The 22,182-nt window shown below is 47.3% G+C and carries 15 protein-coding genes; 11 read left to right on the forward strand and 4 right to left on the reverse strand.

The genetic code is table 11. From position 1 onward, the window contains the following. Window positions 1–73: 73 nt before the first annotated feature. Both QFX30_RS04510 and QFX30_RS04515 read left to right on the forward strand, forming a co-directional pair. Window positions 74–1,258 (forward strand): hypothetical protein, encoded by a 1,185-nt coding sequence (locus QFX30_RS04510; protein WP_300489126.1) that lies wholly within the window; start codon window positions 74–76, stop codon window positions 1,256–1,258. A gap of 1 nt (window position 1,259) precedes the next feature. Beyond that, window positions 1,260–1,613: a DUF356 domain-containing protein gene (locus tag QFX30_RS04515; protein WP_300488809.1), complete on the forward strand. Its 354-nt coding sequence runs from the start codon at window positions 1,260–1,262 to the stop codon at window positions 1,611–1,613. A 23-nt stretch (window positions 1,614–1,636) separates the two neighbouring features. Here QFX30_RS04515 and QFX30_RS04520 read toward each other — a convergent pair whose 3' ends face one another. Further along, window positions 1,637–2,110, reverse strand: coding sequence for a multiprotein bridging factor aMBF1 (locus tag QFX30_RS04520; protein ID WP_300488812.1), 474 nt, complete (start codon window positions 2,108–2,110; stop codon window positions 1,637–1,639). A gap of 106 nt (window positions 2,111–2,216) precedes the next feature. Between QFX30_RS04520 and QFX30_RS04525 the strand changes: the two genes are divergently transcribed. Continuing rightward, window positions 2,217–3,449, forward strand: a complete 1,233-nt coding sequence (locus tag QFX30_RS04525; protein WP_013295940.1) for a proteasome-activating nucleotidase — start codon at window positions 2,217–2,219, stop codon at window positions 3,447–3,449. Window positions 3,450–3,667: 218 nt separating this feature from the next. Here QFX30_RS04525 and QFX30_RS04530 read toward each other — a convergent pair whose 3' ends face one another. Next, window positions 3,668–4,393, reverse strand: coding sequence for a UPF0280 family protein (locus QFX30_RS04530; protein ID WP_300488817.1), 726 nt, complete (start codon window positions 4,391–4,393; stop codon window positions 3,668–3,670). Window positions 4,394–4,531: 138 nt separating this feature from the next. Here QFX30_RS04530 and QFX30_RS04535 point away from each other — a divergent pair, with 138 nt between their 5' ends. From QFX30_RS04535 to cgi121, 5 genes are all read left to right on the forward strand, one after another. Next, window positions 4,532–5,266 carry a PH domain-containing protein gene (locus QFX30_RS04535; RefSeq protein ID WP_300488820.1) on the forward strand — a complete coding sequence of 245 codons (735 nt, stop codon included), beginning with the start codon at window positions 4,532–4,534 and terminating at the stop codon, window positions 5,264–5,266. Next, complete coding sequence (locus tag QFX30_RS04540; protein ID WP_300488823.1) at window positions 5,259–6,389, forward strand: geranylgeranyl reductase family protein; 1,131 nt, start codon at window positions 5,259–5,261, stop codon at window positions 6,387–6,389. The genes QFX30_RS04535 and QFX30_RS04540 overlap by 8 nt, the downstream gene beginning before the upstream one ends. Continuing rightward, window positions 6,380–7,390, forward strand: coding sequence for a TIGR01177 family methyltransferase (locus QFX30_RS04545; RefSeq protein WP_300488826.1), 1,011 nt, complete (start codon window positions 6,380–6,382; stop codon window positions 7,388–7,390). Before QFX30_RS04540 ends, QFX30_RS04545 begins: the two co-directional genes overlap by 10 nt. 150 nt (window positions 7,391–7,540) lie before the next feature. After that, a complete protein-coding gene (locus tag QFX30_RS04550; RefSeq protein WP_300488829.1) occupies window positions 7,541–9,037 on the forward strand; it encodes a 2-isopropylmalate synthase in 1,497 nt (498 codons plus the stop codon). Then, window positions 9,038–9,508 carry a KEOPS complex subunit Cgi121 gene (cgi121, locus tag QFX30_RS04555; protein ID WP_300488832.1) on the forward strand — a complete coding sequence of 157 codons (471 nt, stop codon included), beginning with the start codon at window positions 9,038–9,040 and terminating at the stop codon, window positions 9,506–9,508. 17 nt (window positions 9,509–9,525) lie between these two features. Here cgi121 and QFX30_RS04560 read toward each other — a convergent pair whose 3' ends face one another. Together QFX30_RS04560 and QFX30_RS04565 are read right to left on the reverse strand one after the other, a co-directional pair. Next, on the reverse strand, window positions 9,526–10,515 hold the full coding sequence (locus tag QFX30_RS04560; protein ID WP_300488835.1) for a DegT/DnrJ/EryC1/StrS family aminotransferase: 990 nt from the start codon (window positions 10,513–10,515) through the stop codon (window positions 9,526–9,528). 4 nt (window positions 10,516–10,519) lie between these two features. Then, window positions 10,520–11,683 carry an Nre family DNA repair protein gene (locus QFX30_RS04565; RefSeq protein ID WP_300489128.1) on the reverse strand — a complete coding sequence of 388 codons (1,164 nt, stop codon included), beginning with the start codon at window positions 11,681–11,683 and terminating at the stop codon, window positions 10,520–10,522. A gap of 288 nt (window positions 11,684–11,971) precedes the next feature. Between QFX30_RS04565 and QFX30_RS04570 the strand changes: the two genes are divergently transcribed. From QFX30_RS04570 to QFX30_RS04580, 3 genes are all read left to right on the forward strand, one after another. After that, complete coding sequence (locus QFX30_RS04570) at window positions 11,972–15,151, forward strand: DUF3344 domain-containing protein (RefSeq protein ID WP_300488838.1); 3,180 nt, start codon at window positions 11,972–11,974, stop codon at window positions 15,149–15,151. A 205-nt stretch (window positions 15,152–15,356) separates the two neighbouring features. Then, on the forward strand, window positions 15,357–21,698 hold the full coding sequence (locus tag QFX30_RS04575) for a cobaltochelatase subunit CobN (RefSeq protein WP_300488842.1): 6,342 nt from the start codon (window positions 15,357–15,359) through the stop codon (window positions 21,696–21,698). A 116-nt stretch (window positions 21,699–21,814) separates the two neighbouring features. After that, entirely contained in the window at window positions 21,815–22,174 is a 360-nt protein-coding gene (locus QFX30_RS04580) for a hypothetical protein (RefSeq protein WP_300476419.1), read from the forward strand. Window positions 22,175–22,182 lie beyond the last annotated feature (8 nt).

Raw genomic sequence — 22,182 nt, forward strand, 5'->3', positions numbered from 1 at the left:
TGTGCATAAAATCTCAAAGTTAATCGCCCTGATATTCATATTCAACCTCCTCATAGGTCCGGTATCCGCCACTATGAACGTCATCGTAATCACGGACCCAACAGGTGTGGACCCCAACGGGGCAGCAGCAGGGAGTATGTCCTTCGCACAGAACATGTTCCAGTCCACGTTTCTCATGTCCAAGGAGAAAAGATTCGCTGTCCTCTCTGGGGGTGAAGGTGAGTCCATACCGAGGCTCATGGCGATAATGGATGTTATAAACCGCCTTGAGAATGGGGCCACAGCCGCAGAGGCAGCATCAGCAGCCAACAATTACCCGGGAATCAGGGTCATGTGTGGAGGCCCGGGTATAGGTGCGGCGGTTGGCGGCTCCTTCGATGCCTATGTGGTTATCGTGGAGGATGACGGTACAATAACGGTGACACCATACTCAGGAGGTCTTGCTGTTCTTCCACCAGGGAAGAAAGGTGCAATAATACACCTCAGGAACACCCATGGTAACCCCAAGTATGGTACCGCAACAAGGGTTCGTCAGGAGACAGCGGTTAACATAGGTAAGATGATAAGGGATGGTTACTCAGCCACCTACATAGTTGGAAAGGTCTTCGAGGAGGTTGCAAAGGACGCCGGTGAAAAATACGGTGGTGGTGCAGTGAACCTCGCCTCAGGGGTATCCACGGGGGACATGTTCACCCCTGAGAACCTCAATGAGACAGGTTATCCAATGGATGAGCCCTATGTCAAGGTATGCGATGAGTGTGGATGGAGCATAGGTTACCCTGCAGCCGAAAGCTATCAGGTCTGCCCGATTGATGGAAGTAAACTCAAAGTTATCTACGCATACGAGGCCCTTAAGGACGCCATTACAGTGACAAACGGCTCTGTTTCAGTTTCTGTTTATGGAACAGAGGAGGCAGGTGTTGTGCAGACCACCCAGGAGATTGTGAGGGCATCGGTCAGAAAGAATGGTTACAGTGCAGAGGCCATAGCAAGATCCATAAACAGGGCAATAAAGAACGGTTTCCTTGTGGGTGTAAATTACGTTGAACCCAAGGATATAAATGTTAAACCAAGTTCAAGGGCGGTTGGTGTCTACTACACACCGCTACCAGACGACAGAACAGCACCCCCCATGGATTTGCCTGTGAGCTCAAATCTCCTTGATCTCCTGGGCAATATACAGACTGCCCTGGGATTTGTAATGGTACTGCTGGTACTCTTTAGGAGCAGCCTGATAAGTTCATTCAGAAGGGATTAAAATGTCTCTGATAATCTTAAGAGCCGATAGCAGGGATAAAATCCTGAATGCCCTTGCGGACCTTGAAAGACATGCGGGTCTTAGGGTAAGGGGGAGGCCCCGGATAATGAAACATGAAATCGCAGACAAAATGGTAGCATCCATTCTTGGGGATAACCTCCAGACCAGGTCCACGGTTGCAGCTGCAGTTGAAGTTGAGGAGGGTGATACAGAAACCATAATGGCTGTGAGGAGGATACACCCCCCCGCCCACATAATTGTTGTAAGCAGTGAATATGATGAATACGAGGACCTCAGGGAAATGTTTAGCACTCTGAAGGTTTTCAAGGGCTATTATTCATATAAAAAGAGGTGAGTATTTACATGGGGGGCGAGGGTTTAACCCCTTTTTATTCTTGCTATATCACCTATGGTGGCTCCACGGAACCCTCCACCTTCAATCTTTTCCTCTTCCCCGGCCTCGAATTTCTCCAGGATCTTTATTTTAAGGAGCTTCTCGAGTTTCCTTGCAAGTTTGATGTCGGGTTCCATTCTTTCAGATTCAATCCTGTTTATGACCGAAACCTTCTCATTGATCCTCTCTGCGAGATCCTCCCTTGACCATCCCCTGGATTCTCTCTCAGCCCTTATGATCTCACCGTAATCCTCAACAACCTCATATATGGTTTCCATTGGTCTCCTTGACCTTTTGGGGGCTCTCCTGACACCCGCTTTAGTGGGTCTGGCTTTGGGGGGTTCTCTGATGATTTTACCGAACTTAGAGCACTCCCTGCATACATCCATCACTGAACTGTCGATTTTGGTCTTCACAGGTTTTCCAACAATCTTTTTGCCGCAAATCTCGCATCTCATGAAGATCCCTTTTTATTTTATACTAGATTTATCCCACCCCAATATTTAAATATTACTAGAAACAAGATAGTATACAACAAAATTTAAATAGGAGTGTTCTAAAATCATGGAAAATAACTCCCAGAATGTATTAAAAAAGATTGAGGACCTCAAAAAAGAAATTAGAATGCTTAAAGAGGAGAATTCCAAGACAAAAAGAAATCTGATGTGGAAGATCAGAAAACTTGAGAAGGATAAACTTTTAATTGAAAATGAAAAGACAAGGCTTGACAGGGAGGTCAAATCTCTCCGTGGTGAGATTGAAAGATTCAGAACTCCACCACTGGTCATAGCCACAATCACAGAGGTTCTTGATGATCACAGGGTCGCAGTTAAGAGCAGTACAGGCCCTCATTTTGTAATAAACTATTCAAGATTCATTGATAAGAAGCAGCTGGAGCCAGGTGCCAGGGTTGCACTCAATCAGCAGACATTCAGCATAGTCGATGTGCTTCCATCAGAGAAGGACCCCGTGGTAACGGGTATGGAAGTTGAAGAAAAACCTGACGTCTCCTATGAACAGATAGGTGGCCTCGAGGAACAGGTACGTGAGGTCAAGGAGACAGTGGAGTTACCACTTAAAAAACCTGAACTATTTGAGAAGATAGGTATAGAACCACCAAAGGGTGTACTACTCTACGGACCACCAGGTACAGGTAAGACACTCCTTGCAAAGGCAGTTGCACATGAAACCAACGCCACCTTCATAAAGATAGTTGCATCAGAATTCGTCAGAAAGTACATAGGTGAGGGTGCAAGGCTGGTGAGGGGAGTCTTTGAACTGGCCAAGGAGAAGGCCCCCAGCATAATATTCATAGATGAAATTGACGCTGTGGCAGCCAAGAGACTCAAGAGTTCAACAAGCGGTGACAGGGAGGTTCAGAGGACACTAATGCAGCTCCTTGCAGAGCTTGATGGTTTTGAATCCAGGGGTAACGTTGGTATAGTCGCTGCAACCAACAGGCCAGACATCCTGGATCCTGCACTCCTCAGACCTGGAAGATTTGACAGGTTCATTGAGGTTCCACTTCCAAATGAGGATGGCAGGAGGGAGATCCTCAAGATACACACATCTGGAATGGCCCTTGCAGAGGAGGTTGACATTGAACTCCTTGCAAGGATCACAGACGGAGCATCCGGCGCGGACCTCAAGGCGATATGTACAGAGGCAGGTATGTTCGCCATCAGAGAGGAACGTGATGAGGTCACGATGAATGACTTCATGGATGCCGTTGATAAGATAATGGGTGTTGAGAAGGAAGAGGAATACAAGCAGGAAACCGGCGTAATGTTCGGTTAAATGCACAGCAGCCTGTGATGAACCCTATGAGCTCTGAATAGGTGATGAATGATGGGCGATCTGAGGCTGTAAACCATTATTTTTTTTCTAATTACCTGATTATCACTTAGATTTATTTCTGGGCTCAGAAAGTACGTTTTTTAGTTTTTAGGATAGATTGGACTTTATATGGTTTATTTACAGGGTCTAAAGGTATGTTTTTTAATTTTAGGATAAAGTTAGACTTCTTCCCAGAGGTCTGAGAGCACGGCTTTTCTATCAGTCATTACGAGTTTTGGTATCTTTCCCACCATGCCCGCATGCTCACCCACAACAACCATGACCCCCCTGAAGTGCTCACGAAAGTCATCAGCCCTCTCAAGCGCGCTCTCAACAGAGGATCTATCATCGGGGCCATCCGCACTGTTGGCTATTGATGTTGCAAGTGCATCTGCGGTACTGGCCTCAGATGCGAATACCGTCACAGAGTCGGCCCTCCCAAAGCTTATGGAATGCCCCACTGTACCCGAGGAGGTACATATACCCCTGGGGGCCCCTGGCTTCAGGATGAAACCCACTGTCCCCGAAAGTGGTGATGAGCCGGCATAAAGCCCCACGGTAACCTTACGGTTGTTCACGAGGGCAATGTCACCACCATTGTCCACTATACTGCACCTGGAGCCGAGGCCCATGAGGTGCATGAGGGATAGCTGGGATATCGTTCCTGCCACAGCCGCCATGGGTCCCACCTCTGCCTTCCTTGAGGCACGGGACATCATCTTCACTATTAGGGGCCCCTCCTTCACATGGATGGGTTCAAGGGATGTTAAAAACTCATGATTTCTCCTTATATGCTCTATGAGTTTCATTCTCTCCCCTAAGATGAACCCCGCAAGTCCATGATCCCTGATGTCGGTCCTGAGCTTTATATGGGTTTCTCCGATGTTTATATTCTCTGCTGTCATCTAATCAGCGCCCCTGATGCATGATTAATCCTTGAAGTTCTGTTCTGAATCAACCATTAGATATAAAAACACATGCGAACAATTAATGTACATTGAAGTTAACTCCTTTTAATCACTATGTAAGTTCACTGTGATAACATGTTTGGCAGGGAGAGGTTATATCCGGGTGAAAGGGTTCTATATGAGACAGGGCCACGCTTCATCCTAAATTCAAAGTCATCCATCATAAAAATCCTGTTTCTTGCACTCATCATATACATCTTTCCAGCAGCGGTTAAATTTGCAGGGGACCTTGATAATGTCCTCATAGTAAGGTACGGTTTCACGGTTGCAGAGAAGGTTGTCTGGATTTTAACGACTGCTTTTATCATACTGGTGCTCAGTGTGCTCTGGGATATGATCTCATGGAGGAGCAGGCGCTACATAATCACCGACCGCAGGGTTATAGTTGAGAGTGGAGTTTTAAGGAAGAGGAGGTTCTACATAAACCACAGCAAGATAGTGGACGTATCCTTCTCACAGGGTATCATTGAGAGGCTCCTGAACTCTGCCGATATAGAGATCCATGGTGGCCACGAAGACACACACATAATCCTGGAGGATGCCCCATCCCCGGCCAAGATCGAGTACCACATTAACAGGTTCACAGGGGAAAGGACAGTGAATGAGGCAGAGGAGATACTCAGGGAACTCTCATCAGAAAGGCATGAAGGGAGGGGATTTGCAGACCCAAAGTTCTGGGAGGATACAGATGAATTTGATGAAAGCAATCTCAGGAAATCCCCTGTGGAAGAGGGGGGCAGCAAAGAGTCAATAATGGAGAGACATTCACGGAAATTTAAGAGGTTCAGAAAGGAGGGCAGGGATGACTGACTACGATGTCATCATCATGGGAGCCGGACCGGCAGGTTCAACGCTTGCAAGACTCACTGCCAGCAGAGGATTCACTGTGGGAATCTTCGACAGGAAGAAAGTAATAGGTGTCCCCCTGCAGTGTGCGGGACTCATATCCCATAGAATAACCGAGGCAAATGTGCTCCCAGAAAACCTTATACTGAACAGTGTGAGGGGTGCAGTTCTGCATTCACCATCAGGCATAAAACTCAGGGTTTCCAAGAAAAGGCCCGAAGCCTATGTAATTGACAGGACAGCCTATGACAGGTACCTCGCAGACCTTGCAGGTGAAGCGGGGGCTGAGTTAAGAACTGGAACAGCCGTTAGGGACTTCAATGAGGACACCGGTGAGGTGGAGGTGAATGAGGGAACTCTTAAGGCCACTGTGCTGGTGGATGCAAGGGGGCAGACCGCTATCTTCGACAAGTACCCGGCAAGGCAGTTCCTGGTGAGGTTCAGGGACCAGGAAATGGACACGGACTTTGTTGACCTCAAGGTTGACTCACGCCTTTCACCAGGCTTCCTATGGAGAATACCTCTTGATGAGAGAACAGCCCGCGTAGGTGCATTTGGACCCCAGAAAAATCTCAAGGACTTTGTTAAGGGATTCATTTCGGACCTCAGCACAGATTTCAGGTTAATGGAAAGTTACCACGGCTTCATTCCGCGACCTGACGCTGGAGTGGAACTTGTAAGGGGAAGATGCATCAGAATAGGTGATGCTGCAGGACAGATAAAACCCACAACCGGAGGGGGCATAGTTCTGGCGTCCAGGGCGGCCCATGTGGCAGCGGAGACCATCCAGATGGCCCTAGAGGATAATATTTGTCTACTTGAGAACTACCAGGAAGCCTGCAGAAATCTCTATATGGGTGAGATGAAGAACCAGATGAGGGTGCAGAGGACCTTCAGGATACTGTCTGATGATGACCTTGACCACATCTTCCTCAAGATGAGGGATTACGGTGCAGAGGAGATAATATCAAGGTACGGAGACATGGATAGACAGACACCACTCATACGGGAATTCCTTAAGAGGGGACTGCTATTCAGGATAATACCCTCTATCCTCTCAAGGAAGGTGGGGAGCATATGGAAATAATGGTTATACTCTCACAGGAACACCCTGAACTCCCCTCTGCTGAACTCAAATCTGTTCTGAGGTCAGAGGGTATAGAATTCAGTGTAATTGAGGATGGAAGGGGATATGTGATTCTGGATACCCCCCCATCAACCTGGAAAATCCTTAAGAGGAGGCTGGCATACGCCCATGAAATCTGTAGGGTCGTTGGATATTCTACCACTGCTGAGTTTGAAGAGACTGCAGAGAAAATAGACTGGAAGAAATATGTTAAGGGCAGCTTTGCAGTCAGGATAAAGAAGCTAAGAGGAGACTTTAATTCCATAAAACTTGAGAGAATCCTTGGAGCCATCATAAAGAGCAAAATAGGGGCAGAGGTTGATCTTGAGAATCCCTGGACCCTTGTAAGACCTGTACTCATTGACGACAGGTTCATCTTCACACTGCACCTTGCAAAGATAAGTAAGGATCACTTCAATGAGGCCAAGCCCCACAAAAGGCCATTCTTTTATCCGGGGTCAATGAGTCCAAAACTTGCAAGGTGTATGGTGAACCTTGCAGGCGTGAGGGCTGGCGACAGGCTCCTCGACCCATTCTGCGGTACGGGAGGTATACTCATAGAGGCAGGACTCATGGGTGTGAGGGTGATCGGTGCGGATATAGACTGGAGGATGGTGGAGGGCACACGGAACAACCTCCAGCACTATGGTATAACAGATTTTGAGGTTATAAGGTCAGATGCTAGGGATCTGAGGCTTGAGGAAAGGGTGAATGCAATAGTTACAGATCCACCATATGGTATATCAGCATCAACCGCAGGCGAGAAAAGCGAAAAACTCTACAGGGAGTTCCTGGACTCAGCATACTCAAATCTTACAGAGGACGGGGTGATATGCATGGCAGCACCCCACTACCTTGACCTTGAGGTACTCATCGATGATAGGTTCAGAGTAAGAGAAAAATACTTCATGAGGATGCACAGGAGCCTCACAAGAGTTATAAGGGTGATTGAAACTGTTTAAAGGTATCATGGGGTCTCCCTTCATGAGAGAGTTATTGAATAACTTCGTTACACCGGTGCAGTTTACATAAATGAACACTTAACCATATATAAGTGTCGGGACTAAAAATCTAAAATAACTATTTTCTGATCACCTGAAAGAGGGATTAACTTGCAGGTTAGAGTACTTGACACCACACTGAGGGATGGAGAACAGACACCAGGGGTTTCCCTTACCCCAGAGGAGAAACTCAGAATAGCGCTCAAAATCGATGATCTGGGCGCTGACATCATCGAGGCTGGCTCAGCAATCACATCAGAGGGTGAAAGGGAAGGTATCAGGAAAATCACATCAGAGGGTCTGAATGCTGAGATCTGCAGTTTTGCAAGGGCTGTCAGGGATGACATAGATGCCGCACTCTCATGTGATGTTGACAGTGTGCACCTGGTTGTACCTACCTCTGACCTGCACCTTGAACACAAGCTCAGAAAAACGAGGGAGGAGGTCCTTGAACAGGCGGTGGATTGCACAGAGTACGCTGTTGACCATGGACTCCTGGTTGAACTCTCAGCAGAGGACTCCACACGCAGCGACATGGAATTCCTCAGGAGGGTATTCAGTGAAGGTATAGCTGCAGGTGCAGAGAGGATATGCGCCTGTGACACCGTTGGAATGCTCACGCCTGAACGCTCCTATGAATTCTACGGTGAACTCTCAAAACTCGGGGCTTCCCTGAGCGTCCACTGCCACAATGACTTTGGACTGGCAGTTGCAAACTCCCTGGCCGGTTTAAGGGCGGGAGCATCTGAGGTCCACGCAACCATCAATGGCATAGGTGAACGTGCAGGTAACGCAGCCCTTGAGGAGGTGGTGGTTGCACTCAAATCACTCTATAATGTTGATACAAACATCAACATCGAGATGCTCTATGAGACCTCCAGGATGGTTGCCAGGATGACCGGGGTATACCTGCAGCCAAACAAGGCGATAGTCGGTGAAAACGCCTTCGCCCATGAATCGGGGATACATGCAGATGGCGTCCTCAAGAAGGCGGAAACCTATGAACCCATCACCCCCGAGATGGTTGGCCACAGGAGAAGGTTCGTCATGGGCAAACACATAGGGACCCATACCCTCAGACAGAGGCTTGATGAGCTTGGAATGAAGGTCGATGAGGATAAACTGATGGAGATATTCCGTAGGGTCAAGGCCCTGGGTGATATGGGTAAATGCGTCACCGACGTGGACCTCCAGGCCATAGCAGAGGATGTTCTCGGGGTCATGGAGGACAAGGTCGTGGACCTCGAGGAGGTCACCATAGTCTCAGGTAACAGGGTGACGCCCACAGCATCAGTCAAACTTAAAGTGGACGGTAATGAGGTTCTTGAGGCAGGTATAGGTGTTGGCCCAGTTGACGCTGCCATAGTTGCCATAAAGAAAAGCCTTGAGGACTTTGCAGACATCACCCTTGAGGAATACCATGTGGATGCAATAACAGGGGGTACAGATGCCCTCATCGATGTTGTTATAAAACTGAGGCACGGTGACAGGATAATAAGCGCCAGGAGCACCCAGCCTGACATCATCATGGCCAGTGTGGAGGCCTTCCTCAGCGGTGTTAACAGGCTGCTTGCAAGTGAGGGATTTGAGGATCAGCAGGGTGGTTAGGTGAATATAGATATCAGGGGATACCGTGGAACTGTTGAAGACCTAGATGAACTCCTGAATGAGATAAAGGGGTTTCCATGCACAGTCCAGCTTATTGATGCACGGGCCGTTGCAGGGAGTGACCATGCCATCCATGGTGCACTCCACGCCATCAGGGCCTTTGAGAGGGGTCAGAATATCTCCAGTGACCCTGGAATTGAGATATGCCTCCGTATTGCAGGTACCAGGCAGATAAGCAGGGCCCTTGAACTTTTGGGTCTCGGGGAGGGTGAAATGGAGATCTGCGCGGTCCTTGTGGACTGTGGCAGTGATGCCCAGGAATTCCTTGATTCAAGGTTCCAGAGGGATGACAGTGTCCTTGAACCTGATGAGGATTACCTCAGGAGCCTCTATGACCTTGGAGAGGAGGTAAAAACGGTTGGAGTTGAGAACGCGCTTATGGAGAGGACGACGATGCTCCAGGTTTTATAGAGGAGGATACTCCCCATTTATATAACTGAGGAGATGATCTCAGCCATCCTCTCAAGGTTCTCATGGGTGAGGCATCCCACATCCAGGTTCTTAACCTCCACTGCAACCGCACTCTCAAGTATCCTGTCGGGTGAGGGGCATACTGTGAAGATACTCCTACCATCTGCGGTTATAAGTTTCTTCAGGATTTTAACATCCTCTCTGGGGGTACTTGAGGGGATTATAACATTGATACCCCTCTTTTCAGGGTGGAATACCCCCTCAAGTTTTCCTTTGAGGTAACTGCACGCCCTGAGGGTCTCTGTGAGGTTCCTCTCGGCGGCGTCCAGTTCGGCGGCAATGGCAGCCCTTACATATGGGTCCGCCTTGAGGGCAGACAGTAGCATGTCCTGCTGTGCGAACTCTGGAATGGAGGTTGAGATGAACCCGCCGCCACCCGCATTAACGGTTTTTGGGGAGCCAGTGGATGCGATTATAATGTGGCTGTTTTTACCATTGCAGAGCCTCCCAAGGGGGTCGGAGACGCTCCCGGATGCGTCCTCAACCAGGATTGCGTCGTGGGATCTGCAGATATCTGAGAGTTCGGCAATGGGCTGCTCCGCTGTATAACCCGCGAAGCTCGTGACAAAAAGTGCCCTGGCACCAGTATCTTCAAGGCGTGATTCCAGGACATCCGGGTCAATGAGCCCCCTCTCTGTCTTGACCGTGAAAACCTCCCTGCCAAGGATCTCAGGTATCCTCTTAAAGCCCCGCCATCCGCCCTGGTCAGGCACAAGGATAGGGCCATCAAGCCGGGATACTGTGAGGAGGATCGCGGCATTTCCGCTGCTAAGGATTCTAACGTATCTGTGCCCTGTGATCTTTCTGATTTTCTTTTCAGGATCCTGTGTTTCCCCGTAAAGGGCGGCGTGGCAAACGGCTCTTTTTGTCTCGGGGGATGGTTCTCTGAATTTGAGTCTCAGAAGGGCACTATCCTCTCTCATCTCTGTCTTTTCTTCTGAATTCATGGTCTCACCTGAAGAATGAGTCCAGGGTTGTCTGCCTTGAAGAACTGATATCCCGCAGCAGCTTACTCCTCCTTCTGAATGCATCAAGTCCAAGTTTCAGTTTGCTGTCCATGAATTCAAGGGCCTCTTTAAGGCTGTTGAACTCATGTGCTTTGGTTTTCATGGCGTTTTTAACGTTCTCCCTGACATTGAAGACACCCAGGGGCACGTAACCCGGATAGGCCTCCCGGAGTATGATGGCCCCCGCCTGTTTTTCTTCCCTGTCCAGGGCCTCGAGGACAGCCATCCTGGCGCTGTAGTAGCAGCCACCAACCCTTGAGTACTCCCTCTTACCCTTCAGTGTTTCATGGTCTGAGAATATCATTGCACGCCTGTCACCCTTTATAAATGCCTCCATCCATTCATACTGCCACTCTGAGGGTGTGAGGAGTATGAGGTACCTGTTTTTGAGGCTTTCAAATTCATGGACCCTGTAGGTGTCCAGGATATCATATTCAAGGACCCTCCGGTGGAAGTGGTCCGCAAGGGTGCTGTCGCAGGCTGTTATGGACCACCTTGTGGGGACCAGCCTCCTTTTCCTGGCATCACCAAGCGCACCCACCGAGAGGGCCTTCTGTATGGCAGAGAATGGGGTTCCCTTCCGGTGGAGTTCCACTATCGCCTCACCTGCCCTGAGGTCCGTGTCGTAGTGGGCCCTTTCAAGTTCACGGTCCCATTTAACGTTCTCTATCTCGAAGTTTTCAATGACTGCACTGGGGCCGTGGGGTGTCTGCTCCTCACTGAAAAACAGGCCTCTTGGTTTTTTTCTGAACTGGGCCTCGCTTTCAATGGCCCCTGATGAGAGTGATATTTCCTGAAGTTTCTCCACGAGATGGTTATCAAGGTCCCTGACTCCCACGAGCTGCTTACCCCTTATGAGGTTGAGGCGGTAGTCTATGATTTCCTCCTGTGTTTTACTCTCAGGTATCCATCTCTCAGGTGAGTCGAATATCTCGACCTCACCCTGCATGGGGGCTATCATGGGTCCTGCATAGACCTTGGGGTAGTTCCAGCTCCCTATGAAAACCGATGGAGGTGTAGCCCCCTCAAGCTCCTCTCCCACATCTATAGACCTCATTTTGAGGTCCCTGATGAGCCTCTTGAGGAAGGCGTACTTTGACCGTATCATAAGTAATGTTCTGTTAAGCATTATATATGTGAACTGTATCTGTTTTTTTGAATGAAATTATGTGACCATCTACACTGATCCGAAAAGAAAAGTCATTTTAAGTGGTTTACTGCTACTTGGAATGGCCCTGATTTTTGGAATTAGCTGTTTATAGCACCACATTAGTAATACTAATAATTTATATTTTAGGATATAAAGTAATAACTCTGAATTTATATAATATTAAAATAAAGGATATTATGATAAAATTGAGGGGAGGTGAATTTATTGAAAAAATTTTTCTACTTGTTGCTTCTTGCCAGTCTGATTGCAGTGTTTACAGGGACGTCCTTTGCCGATAACTATGTGGGTGGAAAACCTCTGGAGACAATTCAGAATGACACAGTCACAGGCGATCTCCTGGTGGATTCCTATTATGGTTTCAATGCAACCGATGAGAAGAATGTCACATACACATTCAACTACACGGTTCCCCAGGGGGCCAGCATCAAAAATGCAACACTGTATGTGCTTGTATATATGGGTAGCATGCAGGCAGCAAGACAAACATACATCAATGTAACCTACAATGGACAGCTACTGGACAGCCAGTCACTTTATGACACATACAATTACACCATCAACGGCGGAAACAACAACACATGGCTTCTGGGTGAAGGACATGATAACGACCCCTACCTCATGTTAAATGACCATACAATGCGTGTTACAAGCGATTACCTTCTCTGGTATGATGTAAAGTCACACACCGGCACAACCAACTGGGCCAATGTATGCACCACTGGTTCATTTGATGGTCGTATAAAGCTCATAACCCTCATTGTGGCCTATGACATGCCCGGGAGTTCAACATTAACGCGTTACTGGGTGAATGTGGGACACGACGTAAGCAGCTACAATGATGATTCCTATACGGGCGAAACCCGGTTCAATGGATCTTTTAACGGAAATGTTCAGAGCGCCACACTCATGGTGGTTCATGCGGCAAGTCAGGACGGTTTATACACATACAACAACCAGAACCTTCAGAATGGTACATACGAGAGGAGAGGGTCTTACAGCGGATATGAACTATGGGATATAAAGGATCTTTACAACATGGTGGGCTCAAACAGCTTCACATACCGCAGGTCAACAGGGAACTATTACAAGATCATAATGGCAGTTCAGAAGGTGAAAACAGCACCCGATCTTAGGATTACAGGTGTGAGTTATAACCCATCTAACGCAGCAGGGCATCAGGAACTCTTTGCCAATGAACCAAACACAATCAGGGTTACAGTACTCAATAATGGAACCGTCGCGGTGGGTCAGTTCAAGGTAAAACTGACCATAGGGGACTACACCCGCACAAAAACGGTTGAGGGTTTAACTGCGGGTTCCAGTACAAATGTAACATTTGATGACTTCACACCACCAGCAGCAAGGGTTGTCACAGTTAACATCAACGTTGATTGTGATGGTGAGGTTGATGAGGTCAATGAAACCAACAACATTTATGAGGCAACAAGGACCGTCTACTACAACGGTTATAAGGGTAAGAGATACACTGGAGGAGATGATATAAATACATGTCTCATGGTTGAGGGCAGATTGGGATTGAGATATTCAACAGGCAATTCAACATACCGTGGAAGCGGTTCAGGGGCATGGCAGAACCCATATATCGTTACATGGACTCCTGAAAACCTTGCAATACCAGTGGGGGCCACTTTCAAGGCGGCAATTTTATACCAGGCATACACATGGAATACAGTTGGTGGAGTACCTGATTTTACTGCAACATTCAATGGGGTAACCATAACTCCAGCGGCACATTACAATGACACCAAGGGTTATGGATCATATAACTACCCCAGCGGGCTGTTTGTATACAATGTAACAGACCATCTCAGGATAAATGAGAACAATACACTTGTACTTACAGGTGGAATCAGCACCACGACTGCTCTCTATGGCTCGTATCTCCTTGTAATTTATGAACATGCAGCAGAAAACTTCAAGAGGATCTGGATAAATGATGGAACAGACCTTCTTTACAGCATGCCGACATATGGCGTGAATAACACTGAAGCAACAGCGTATGCAAACTTCAACAATATAAGCAGCGGTGCAATGAAGAACGCCACAGCTATTATCATAACTGCATCTGCAAACGAAGAGAATAAGAGTAAGCTATACTTCAATAGCATGGAATACACTGGATTCTGGGCAGATTATCTTGTGGGACCCCAGCTCGGATTCAGTGTATACAACGTCACAGAGGCGATTCAGGATGGTGCAAACACAGCAAGAATACAGAGCTACAACAATGGAAGTAACGGTGACAACCTCGTGGCAATTGGGGCAATCCTTGTCCTTGAATACCATCCACCTGTAGCCAGTTTCACGGTCAACGCAACAGAGGGAGTAACTCCACTTCATGTTCAGTTCCAGGACACCTCAACATGGGCAACGGAATGGCTGTGGGACTTTGGTGATGGAACGAACAGTACAGAGCAGAACCCGCTTCACACATACACAGTCCCTGGAAAATACACGGTGAAACTCACAGTGAAAGGTCCGGGAGGAGAGGATACAACCACAAGAGCTCAGTACATAACCGCACTCAGACCTGCTGATATCACCGCAACTAACCTTACTGTTACACCTACAAGTGGTGTTTCGCCTCTGAATGTAACTGTGAGGGTTAATCTTACGAATAGTGGTGAAGTGGATGGTAACTATACAGCTGAGCTTAAAGTGAATGGTGCAGTGGTTGATACTCAGGTGGTTAATGTCTCTGCTGGTTCAACGGTACCTGTGACATTCAACAGGGTTTTCCCAGCTGGAAACTACAATGTTACGGTGGGTAACCTTACGGCTCAGGCTGTGAGTGTCCTCAGACCTGCTAATGTGACAGTGGCTAACCTTACTGTTACACCTACAAGTGGTGTTTCGCCTCTGAATGTAACTGTGAGGGTTAATCTTACGAATAGTGGTGAAGTGGACGGTAACTACACAGTGGTGCTCTACATCAATGGAATTCCCAGAACCAACCAGACAGTGACCGTTGCACCCGGCTCAACGGTAGCAGTGACATTAAGGATTGCGCTAACGGCTGGAACTCATACTTTGAGAGTGAATAACCTCTCACAGGTAACTCTAAGGGCACTAACACCTCTTAGGGTTGTTTCAGTTGATCCTAGAAACAGTGCTGTGGGTGTTTCAAGAATAAAGGCCATAGTTATAATATTCAACCAGAACATAGCGGCAGGAACAGCCTACAAGTCAATAACCGTCAGGACATCCAGCGGAAGGCTGAAATCTATCAGGAAGAGAATCAGTGGTAACAGGCTCATTATAACCCCTGTTGGAAGCTGGAGCAGACGCACAAGGTATATAATCACGGTTCCAGGAAACGCACTAAAAACAGGTACAGGCGTTGCACTTGTCTCACAATTCAGATCAAGCTTCAGGACGAGATGATGAGGCGCTGACATAATAAAAACCTTTTTATTTATTTTGATTTCATGGTGTAACACCTTTGTGAGGTAAAATTTTAACATTATCAAAATATGTATTACTAATTTTCAATTATACGATTTTTAGTATTAATTCTAAAATATTTTAAATGTTTGACTTCATAAATTAAGTAACAGACACTTGAGAATTAAATGAAGGTGAACTCCCAATGGAGAAAAAAAGAGGGGTATTCTATTCGGTTTTTTTCTTCTTCATTATTTCAATCATAATGTCCGGATTTTCATATGCGGACCCATACGTGGGTGGCATGCATTTATCAACAACTCAGAATGGTACAGTTACCGGCGGTCTCTATGTGGATTCATACATTGGTACTAATGGCACTGCTAACGATAGCAGTCAGATGGCTGGACGGGCATATGTGGTTTATGATTTCAAATTACCTAAAAACGCCTCCGTGCGCAATGCAAACCTCTATGTTCTTGTATACTCTGGGCACATGCAGGAGGCCAGAAATACAAGGGTCAATGTAACATACAATAACCGCAATCTGGATTATCAGGAACTTTACACCACATATACATACGCTGCAAATGGTGGAAACGATAATACTGCTATACTTGGGCCGGGTCATGAAAGGGATCCGTATCTCATGGTAAATGACCATACAGTTAGAGTTACAAGTGATTATCTCATCTGGTATGATGTAACTGATATCACCGGATCCAGTAACAGGGTGCTGATTAACACCACGGGTTCATATGATGGAAGGATAAAGTTGATAACCCTTGTGGCAGCCTATGATTTACCTGGAAGTAGAGGGTATGTTAACTACTGGGTTAATGTAGGTCATGACGTGGATTCTTACTACAGTGAAGATTACACAGGTTCAGCCACATTTAAATCAGCGATTACAGACCCAGATTATGCTGAGCTGGTGGTTGTGCATGCATCAAGCACAGACGGATCCTATAGATTCAATAACAGAAGACTCAGCGGGGGTCAGATTCAGGGAGACTACAGTGGGGTTAATCGCTGGAATGTGACAGACCTTGTAACACCTGGAAACAATATTTTAATTTATGATAGGACCGCTTCATTTTATAAGATTGTTATAGCCACCCTCGCTGTGAGGTACACCACACAGGCGGACAACAGACCGGACCTCTGGATAAGGGGGAATATCGATGGACCCATCTATTCAGGAATCCCCGTTGCCCTTAAAATGACAGTCGGTAACAGCGGCGGATCATCAGCTGGGACTTTTCGTGTTCTTCTTGTGGATAATGGTGTTCCTGTGTCTTCTGTGGTTGTTTCGTCTCTTGGTGCTGGTTGTGTGGGTGATGTGGTGTTTAACTGGACTCCTGTTGGTGTGGGTGTTCACAGGCTTCAGGTGGTTGTTGATCCTGATAACAGTGTTGAAGAATTGAACGAAACAGACAACATGATCAACATTACAGTCACTTCTGGAAGCCCACTTCCCAATCTCATTCCTCACTTAATGAAAGCATCAGTCACATCATTTGAGGTAAACAGGACCCATTACCTTCTTTTAACCCTAAAAAATAATGGATTACTTGCTTCAGGGACTTTTCGTGTTCTTCTTGTGGATAATGGTGTTCCTGTGTCTTCTGTGGTTGTTTCGTCTCTTGGTGCTGGTTGTGTGGGTGATGTGGTGTTTAACTGGACTCCTGTTGGTGTGGGTGTTCACAGGCTTCAGGTGGTTGTTGATCCTGATAACAGTGTTGAAGAATTGAACGAAACAGATAACACCTATGAAACATCATTCATGGTTAAAAAACCCGGCAAAATTCTTGTTTTGATAGTAACCGACGAGTCACAGGCACTCATCATGAATCAGGCGGTACATGGCAATAATATACTTGGCTATCAGCCCATCGCCGAAAATGTTGTCATTCAGATAAGAAGTAACAGCCAGATTACCGGTATGAGTAAAAATGAACTCCTGAACCTGCTGTCATCGTGTGACATATTCATAGGGGGGTGGCTGAGTGACTCTGTATCATCAGCACTGCAGAGTATAATCACTGCCCATCCAGATGTGACCAGTAAAGCTGGCGGAATGTTTCTTATTCTTGAACCGGCAGTGTCATCAAATCCTTCCAATGTTAACCTCATGAGGTACTCAAATGTCCTTGGCACTTATATATTGGGCACATTTCCATCAGATACCCTGATGGACTATTATATGAATACAAAGAGGGGGATGCCCTATGAATCAGTACTTAACTATACCTTGCATTCGGGTTTTCCAGACGACTATAACAGGGCGGTGCTCTACAAGGACATACTCAACAGGAAAGCAGCCGAAAACATGATTCTCTGGGCCCTTAACAGGGTTGGTGTTCCAGATACTGGCTTCTGGAAGGAGCCATCATGGTGTGCATCCGGTGAATATGAATACGGTATCTACAGGGATGGATGGTATGGGAACCTGACACAGTATATGATGGACCACTGGAGGGCGGATGCAGCTGGATGTGTTGGTATAATTGAAAGTACCCTCTATGTGGGTAATCAGATGCTCCAGCCATACTATGCACTCATAGATGCATTTGAAGCCCTGAACCTCAATGTCATACCTGTAGTGGCAGCGGGCGCAACCCCTTCGCAGCTTGATGTCATGGTGAAATCATTTACAGATGCACCGGATACTGCCAGTTTCCTTGCATCACCAGGGAATTACAGAGTATACGTTGATGCTGTGGTAAACCTCCTCGCATATGGACTTGGGGGAGAAGAGTTCACAAATGTCACCAAATTCTTCGAAGCCCTAAATGTCCCGGTATTCAAGGCAATTCATTCTGATCACCTTACCCTCCGTGACTGGGAACTTGGCACACTCGGCCTTGGACAGATCACGGGTGACAGATGGTGGCACATTGCAGTTCCAGAGGCCCAGGGAAACATGGACCCAGCACTTGTTGCAACAAAATCAGAACCGGTCACAGATCCCATTACAGGTCTGAGGTACAGCCTATATCAGGTGATAAATGAGAACATAAGGGATGTTACCCTCACCGTGAGGAACTGGGTGATGCTTGGCAAACTCCCGGATTCTGAAAAGAGGGTTGCACTTATCTACTATAACTATCCACCAGGCAAGAATAATGTGGGATCCAGTTACCTTGATGTTCCCACAAGCATTCTGAATATACTCAGAATCCTTAAGGAGAACGGTTATTCTGTTGAGAACATTCCCTCCAGCACAGCAGAACTCCTCAGACTTATACTTGAGAGGGGTATAAACGTTGCCTCCTGGGCACAGGGGGAGGTTGAGAGGCTTGCAAATACCCCTGGTGCTGTGCTCTACCCTGTAAGTGAGTATATGGCATGGTTCTCATCACTGGATAACATGACAAGGGTCCAGGTTGTTGAGGGTCCCGTGGGTTACATAGGTGAACTGTGCAGGAGGGCTGTTAATCTTGGATGCTATGATATGGACTCACGCATCGACTCATGGTACCAGAGCATGATGGCCCTTTTACCGGATAACCAGACTCTGAGGGCGGTCTCTCTCCTTGATAATATTGTGGCGGTTCTCAGAAATTACGTCAGAACAGGGAACATTTCATACTATAGTCAGTTCCTCTCACTTAAGAGGCAGTGGTTTGCACTGAACATCAGTGGCCTCTGTGGCTGGGGCGATCCCTCAGGAAATGTGATGACAGTAACAAGAAATGGCACAGAGTACTTTGTGATCCCTGGTATATGGTTCGGAAACATATTCATATGTCCTGAACCACAGAGGGGATGGGAGGGGGATATCTCCAAACTCTACCACAGTATGGTTGTCGCGCCACCACACCAGTACCTTGCAGTTTACAGGTATATCCAGGAGAACGTCAATGCTATGGTACACATGGGGCGCCATGCAACCTATGAGTGGCTCCCTGGAAAGGAGGTCCTCCTTGCAACCTATGACTTCCCGGAGATTGTTGAAGGTAACATACCCCAGATATACTATTACATTGTCGACGGACTTGCTGAGGGTATTCAGGCAAAAAGAAGGGGGTCAGCGGTTATAATAGACCACCTAACACCCCCAATGGTATTCACAGCTCTTTATGGAGGTTATGGGGCACTCGCAACCCTCATCCAGCAGTATGATGGAGCAACGGAGGATCAGAGATCAGTGATCATCAAGAGGATTCACGATATCATAAGGGAGAATAAGCTTCAGAACACCATTGAAACATACTTGGGGACCTCAATAGCAAATCTTAGAGATGAAGAGCTTGTATCCAGACTTGAAGCCTATCTTGAGGGTCTTCAGAGCAGTCTCTATCCTCATGGTCTACATGCGATAGGCGAAAACTGGACCGGTGAGGAGGTGGCGATGCTTGTCACATCGATTCTGTCTGTACCATTCAGTGTATCACCAACCATCGAGACAAGTCTCCATGATGAGGTGGCACTTCTTCTCTATGGAAAACCCTACAGTAATCTCACAGCATCTCAGAGGAGCTCTGTTCAGGATAAATGCGTGTCCATAATCCAGGGTATTATAAGTTCGGGCATTAATGCGACCATTAAATCCATCACAGCAACTCCCAGTGACAGATTGGTCGCTGTACTTCAGAAGGCAGTTCATTACATTGACACAATACATGAAAGCACTGAAAATGAGGTTAAGGCCCTTCTAGAGGCACTTGATGCTAGATTCATTGATCCGGGCGCCGGGGCTGATCCGGTGAGCAATCCGGATGTTCTGCCAACGGGCAGGAACTTCTTCCAGGATCAGGCAGCTGAGATCCCAACAGTGGCTGCATGGGAGTATGGTAAGACCCTTGAACTTCTCCTTCTTCAGAGCATAAACGATACAACCGAGAAGGTCGCTGTGGGTATATGGTGCGTTGAAACTGCACGTGACGATGGGGCCCTTATTTCAATGGTCCTCTACCTTCTGGGAATGGAACCCCGGTGGTCAGACAGTCCCAGTGCCGGTGTTGGCGGCCAGAAACTGAAGGAGATGCCAGCGTACGTTGAGCTTAAGGACCTTGTGAGACCAGATGGATGGACTAAAAGGAGAATCGATGTGGTTATAGTAACAAGCGGACTCTTCCGTGACCTTTACAGCAGGCAGGCTGGACTCCTTGATAAGGCGTTCAGGACAGCCCTTGCAAGGTCCTACTACACAGTGCTGAGTAACCCCCTCCTTCAGAGGAAATATGGAAGTAGCCTCCAGGATGCACTTGATGCTGTGCTCCAGCCCATAGGGTTCTATGGACTTGGCAGTGAACCCCTTGATGAAAATTACGTGGCAAAGCACTGGGTTGAGGACTTTGAATACTACATTTCACTTAACTTCACCCCAAGAGAGGCAGGGGAATGGGCAATATCAAGGATATTCGCTCCACCTGAGAATGACTATGGTGCAGGCATATCTAAATCCGCCGAGTTAAGCTGGACTTGGGACAACAGAACTGAGCTCGCGGACTTTTACCTTAACCGTATGGGCAACATCTATTCGTCAACCAGGTGGGGAACATCAAACCCCGCAGTATTCAGAAGGGCGCTTCAGGGCATCTCAAAGGTATTCACCAGTAGAAACACGAATCTCTATGGTGTGCTGGATAATGATGACTTCTTTGATTACTGGGGAGGGCTCTCTATGGCCCTTGAGAGGGTAAATGGATATGCACCCTCAATGTATGTGCTCAATTATGCCACAAGATCAAATCCAGGGGTCCTATCACTTGAGAGCTACATGGCGAGGGAGATGGCTTCACGCTACTACAACCCTGAATGGATCAGGGGTATGATGAATGAGGGTTACAGCGGCGCCAGATACATGTCAAGAAAGTTCATAAGTAACCTCTGGGGATGGCAGGTGACAAGACCAGGCTCAGTTTCTGAGTGGATGTGGGAGACTGCATATGATATTTACATCAGGGATAAGTATGGCGTTGGAGTTTCAAACTGGCTTTCAACAGGCGATAGGGCCTATGCCATGATCAGCATAACAGGGACAATGCTGACGGCCATACACAGCGGCTACTGGCATGCAGATGAGAAGACGGTCAGGGACATTGCCAGCAGGTGGGCCTCTTCAATTGCAGAGTATGGTGTTGCCTGCTGTGACTGCAGCTGCGGCAACATCGCAATGATTGAGTGGGCCATGCAGTACATTAACCCAGATCTCCTTGCAAGGGTTAAATCAAGGTTATATGCCGCCACAATGAATTCAGCATTCGCACCAGCTGAAAACCCCTCAGGGGGTGGTGAGCACGGTTCAACCCCTGGAACTAATCCTCAGACTGACAATAGTGGCAGCAGCGTCCCAGAGAACTCATTAACTCAAACTGAAGGTCCGGGGGCTCATGAAGAGTCACGGGATGCCAGTTCAGGATCAGACGCATCCTCTCCAGGTTCAGAAGGCCCTGGAAAATCGTATGAAATCCATGAAAGGGGAACTAGGTCGTATCAGGCCACTGGAATTCCACTTTATGCTATTTTGGGTGTTCTGGTCCTCGTAGCCCTTGTTGGGGCGGGCTATTTCATGGGACTCAGAAGGAAGCCCTACTGAAACCCGATTCATTTCTTGCGATACTTACAGTCGCATCTTCTTTATATCTTTCTATAGCGAAGTAATGTGGTGCAAATCTATTTTAGGGAAAGATCAGACTAAAATGGGGAGGTCCTATGTATACCAGGAGTATGGAAAGGTATGTCCAGAGGATAGGGTACAATGTGAACCGCTTCAGGGGTAACCTTCTTCTTCTGAAGGGTGGGAAGAATCCTGAGGAACTCAAAGACGAATTCATGGATATAGAGCGTTCATTAAGTGAAATATTCAACGATATAAGGTTCGAAGTTCCGGATGCAGGACTTGAGGGTGTTCACAGCAGGATACTCAGGGCTGCAGGAATTTACCGGGATTCTCTGAGGGAGTTCCTGAGGTTCTATGATGATGGGGATGATGAACACTTTGTCCATGCAGGTCTCATGATAAACGAGGCCAATGAGCTCCTCAACGAGGCGGCCTTAATGATGGGTGTGTAGTCTGCAGT

This window comes from Methanothermobacter sp., from assembly GCF_030055435.1.
GTDB lineage: Archaea > Methanobacteriota > Methanobacteria > Methanobacteriales > Methanothermobacteraceae > Methanothermobacter.

What these genes read in the sequence shown, in the direction of transcription:
- QFX30_RS04520 (WP_300488812.1), bottom strand. Translation starts at nt 2,110, where the DNA reads ATGAGATGCGAGATTTGCGGCAAAAAGATTGTTGGAAAACCTGTGAAG.
- QFX30_RS04530 (WP_300488817.1), bottom strand. Translation starts at nt 4,393, where the DNA reads ATGACAGCAGAGAATATAAACATCGGAGAAACCCATATAAAGCTCAGG.
- QFX30_RS04560 (WP_300488835.1), bottom strand. Translation starts at nt 10,515, where the DNA reads ATGAATTCAGAAGAAAAGACAGAGATGAGAGAGGATAGTGCCCTTCTG.
- QFX30_RS04515 (WP_300488809.1), top strand. Translation starts at nt 1,260, where the DNA reads ATGTCTCTGATAATCTTAAGAGCCGATAGCAGGGATAAAATCCTGAAT.
- QFX30_RS04565 (WP_300489128.1), bottom strand. Translation starts at nt 11,683, where the DNA reads ATGATACGGTCAAAGTACGCCTTCCTCAAGAGGCTCATCAGGGACCTC.
- QFX30_RS04540 (WP_300488823.1), top strand. Translation starts at nt 5,259, where the DNA reads ATGACTGACTACGATGTCATCATCATGGGAGCCGGACCGGCAGGTTCA.
- QFX30_RS04575 (WP_300488842.1), top strand. Translation starts at nt 15,357, where the DNA reads ATGGAGAAAAAAAGAGGGGTATTCTATTCGGTTTTTTTCTTCTTCATT.
- QFX30_RS04545 (WP_300488826.1), top strand. Translation starts at nt 6,380, where the DNA reads ATGGAAATAATGGTTATACTCTCACAGGAACACCCTGAACTCCCCTCT.
- QFX30_RS04535 (WP_300488820.1), top strand. Translation starts at nt 4,532, where the DNA reads ATGTTTGGCAGGGAGAGGTTATATCCGGGTGAAAGGGTTCTATATGAG.
- QFX30_RS04580 (WP_300476419.1), top strand. Translation starts at nt 21,815, where the DNA reads ATGTATACCAGGAGTATGGAAAGGTATGTCCAGAGGATAGGGTACAAT.
- QFX30_RS04525 (WP_013295940.1), top strand. Translation starts at nt 2,217, where the DNA reads ATGGAAAATAACTCCCAGAATGTATTAAAAAAGATTGAGGACCTCAAA.
- QFX30_RS04510 (WP_300489126.1), top strand. Translation starts at nt 74, where the DNA reads ATGAACGTCATCGTAATCACGGACCCAACAGGTGTGGACCCCAACGGG.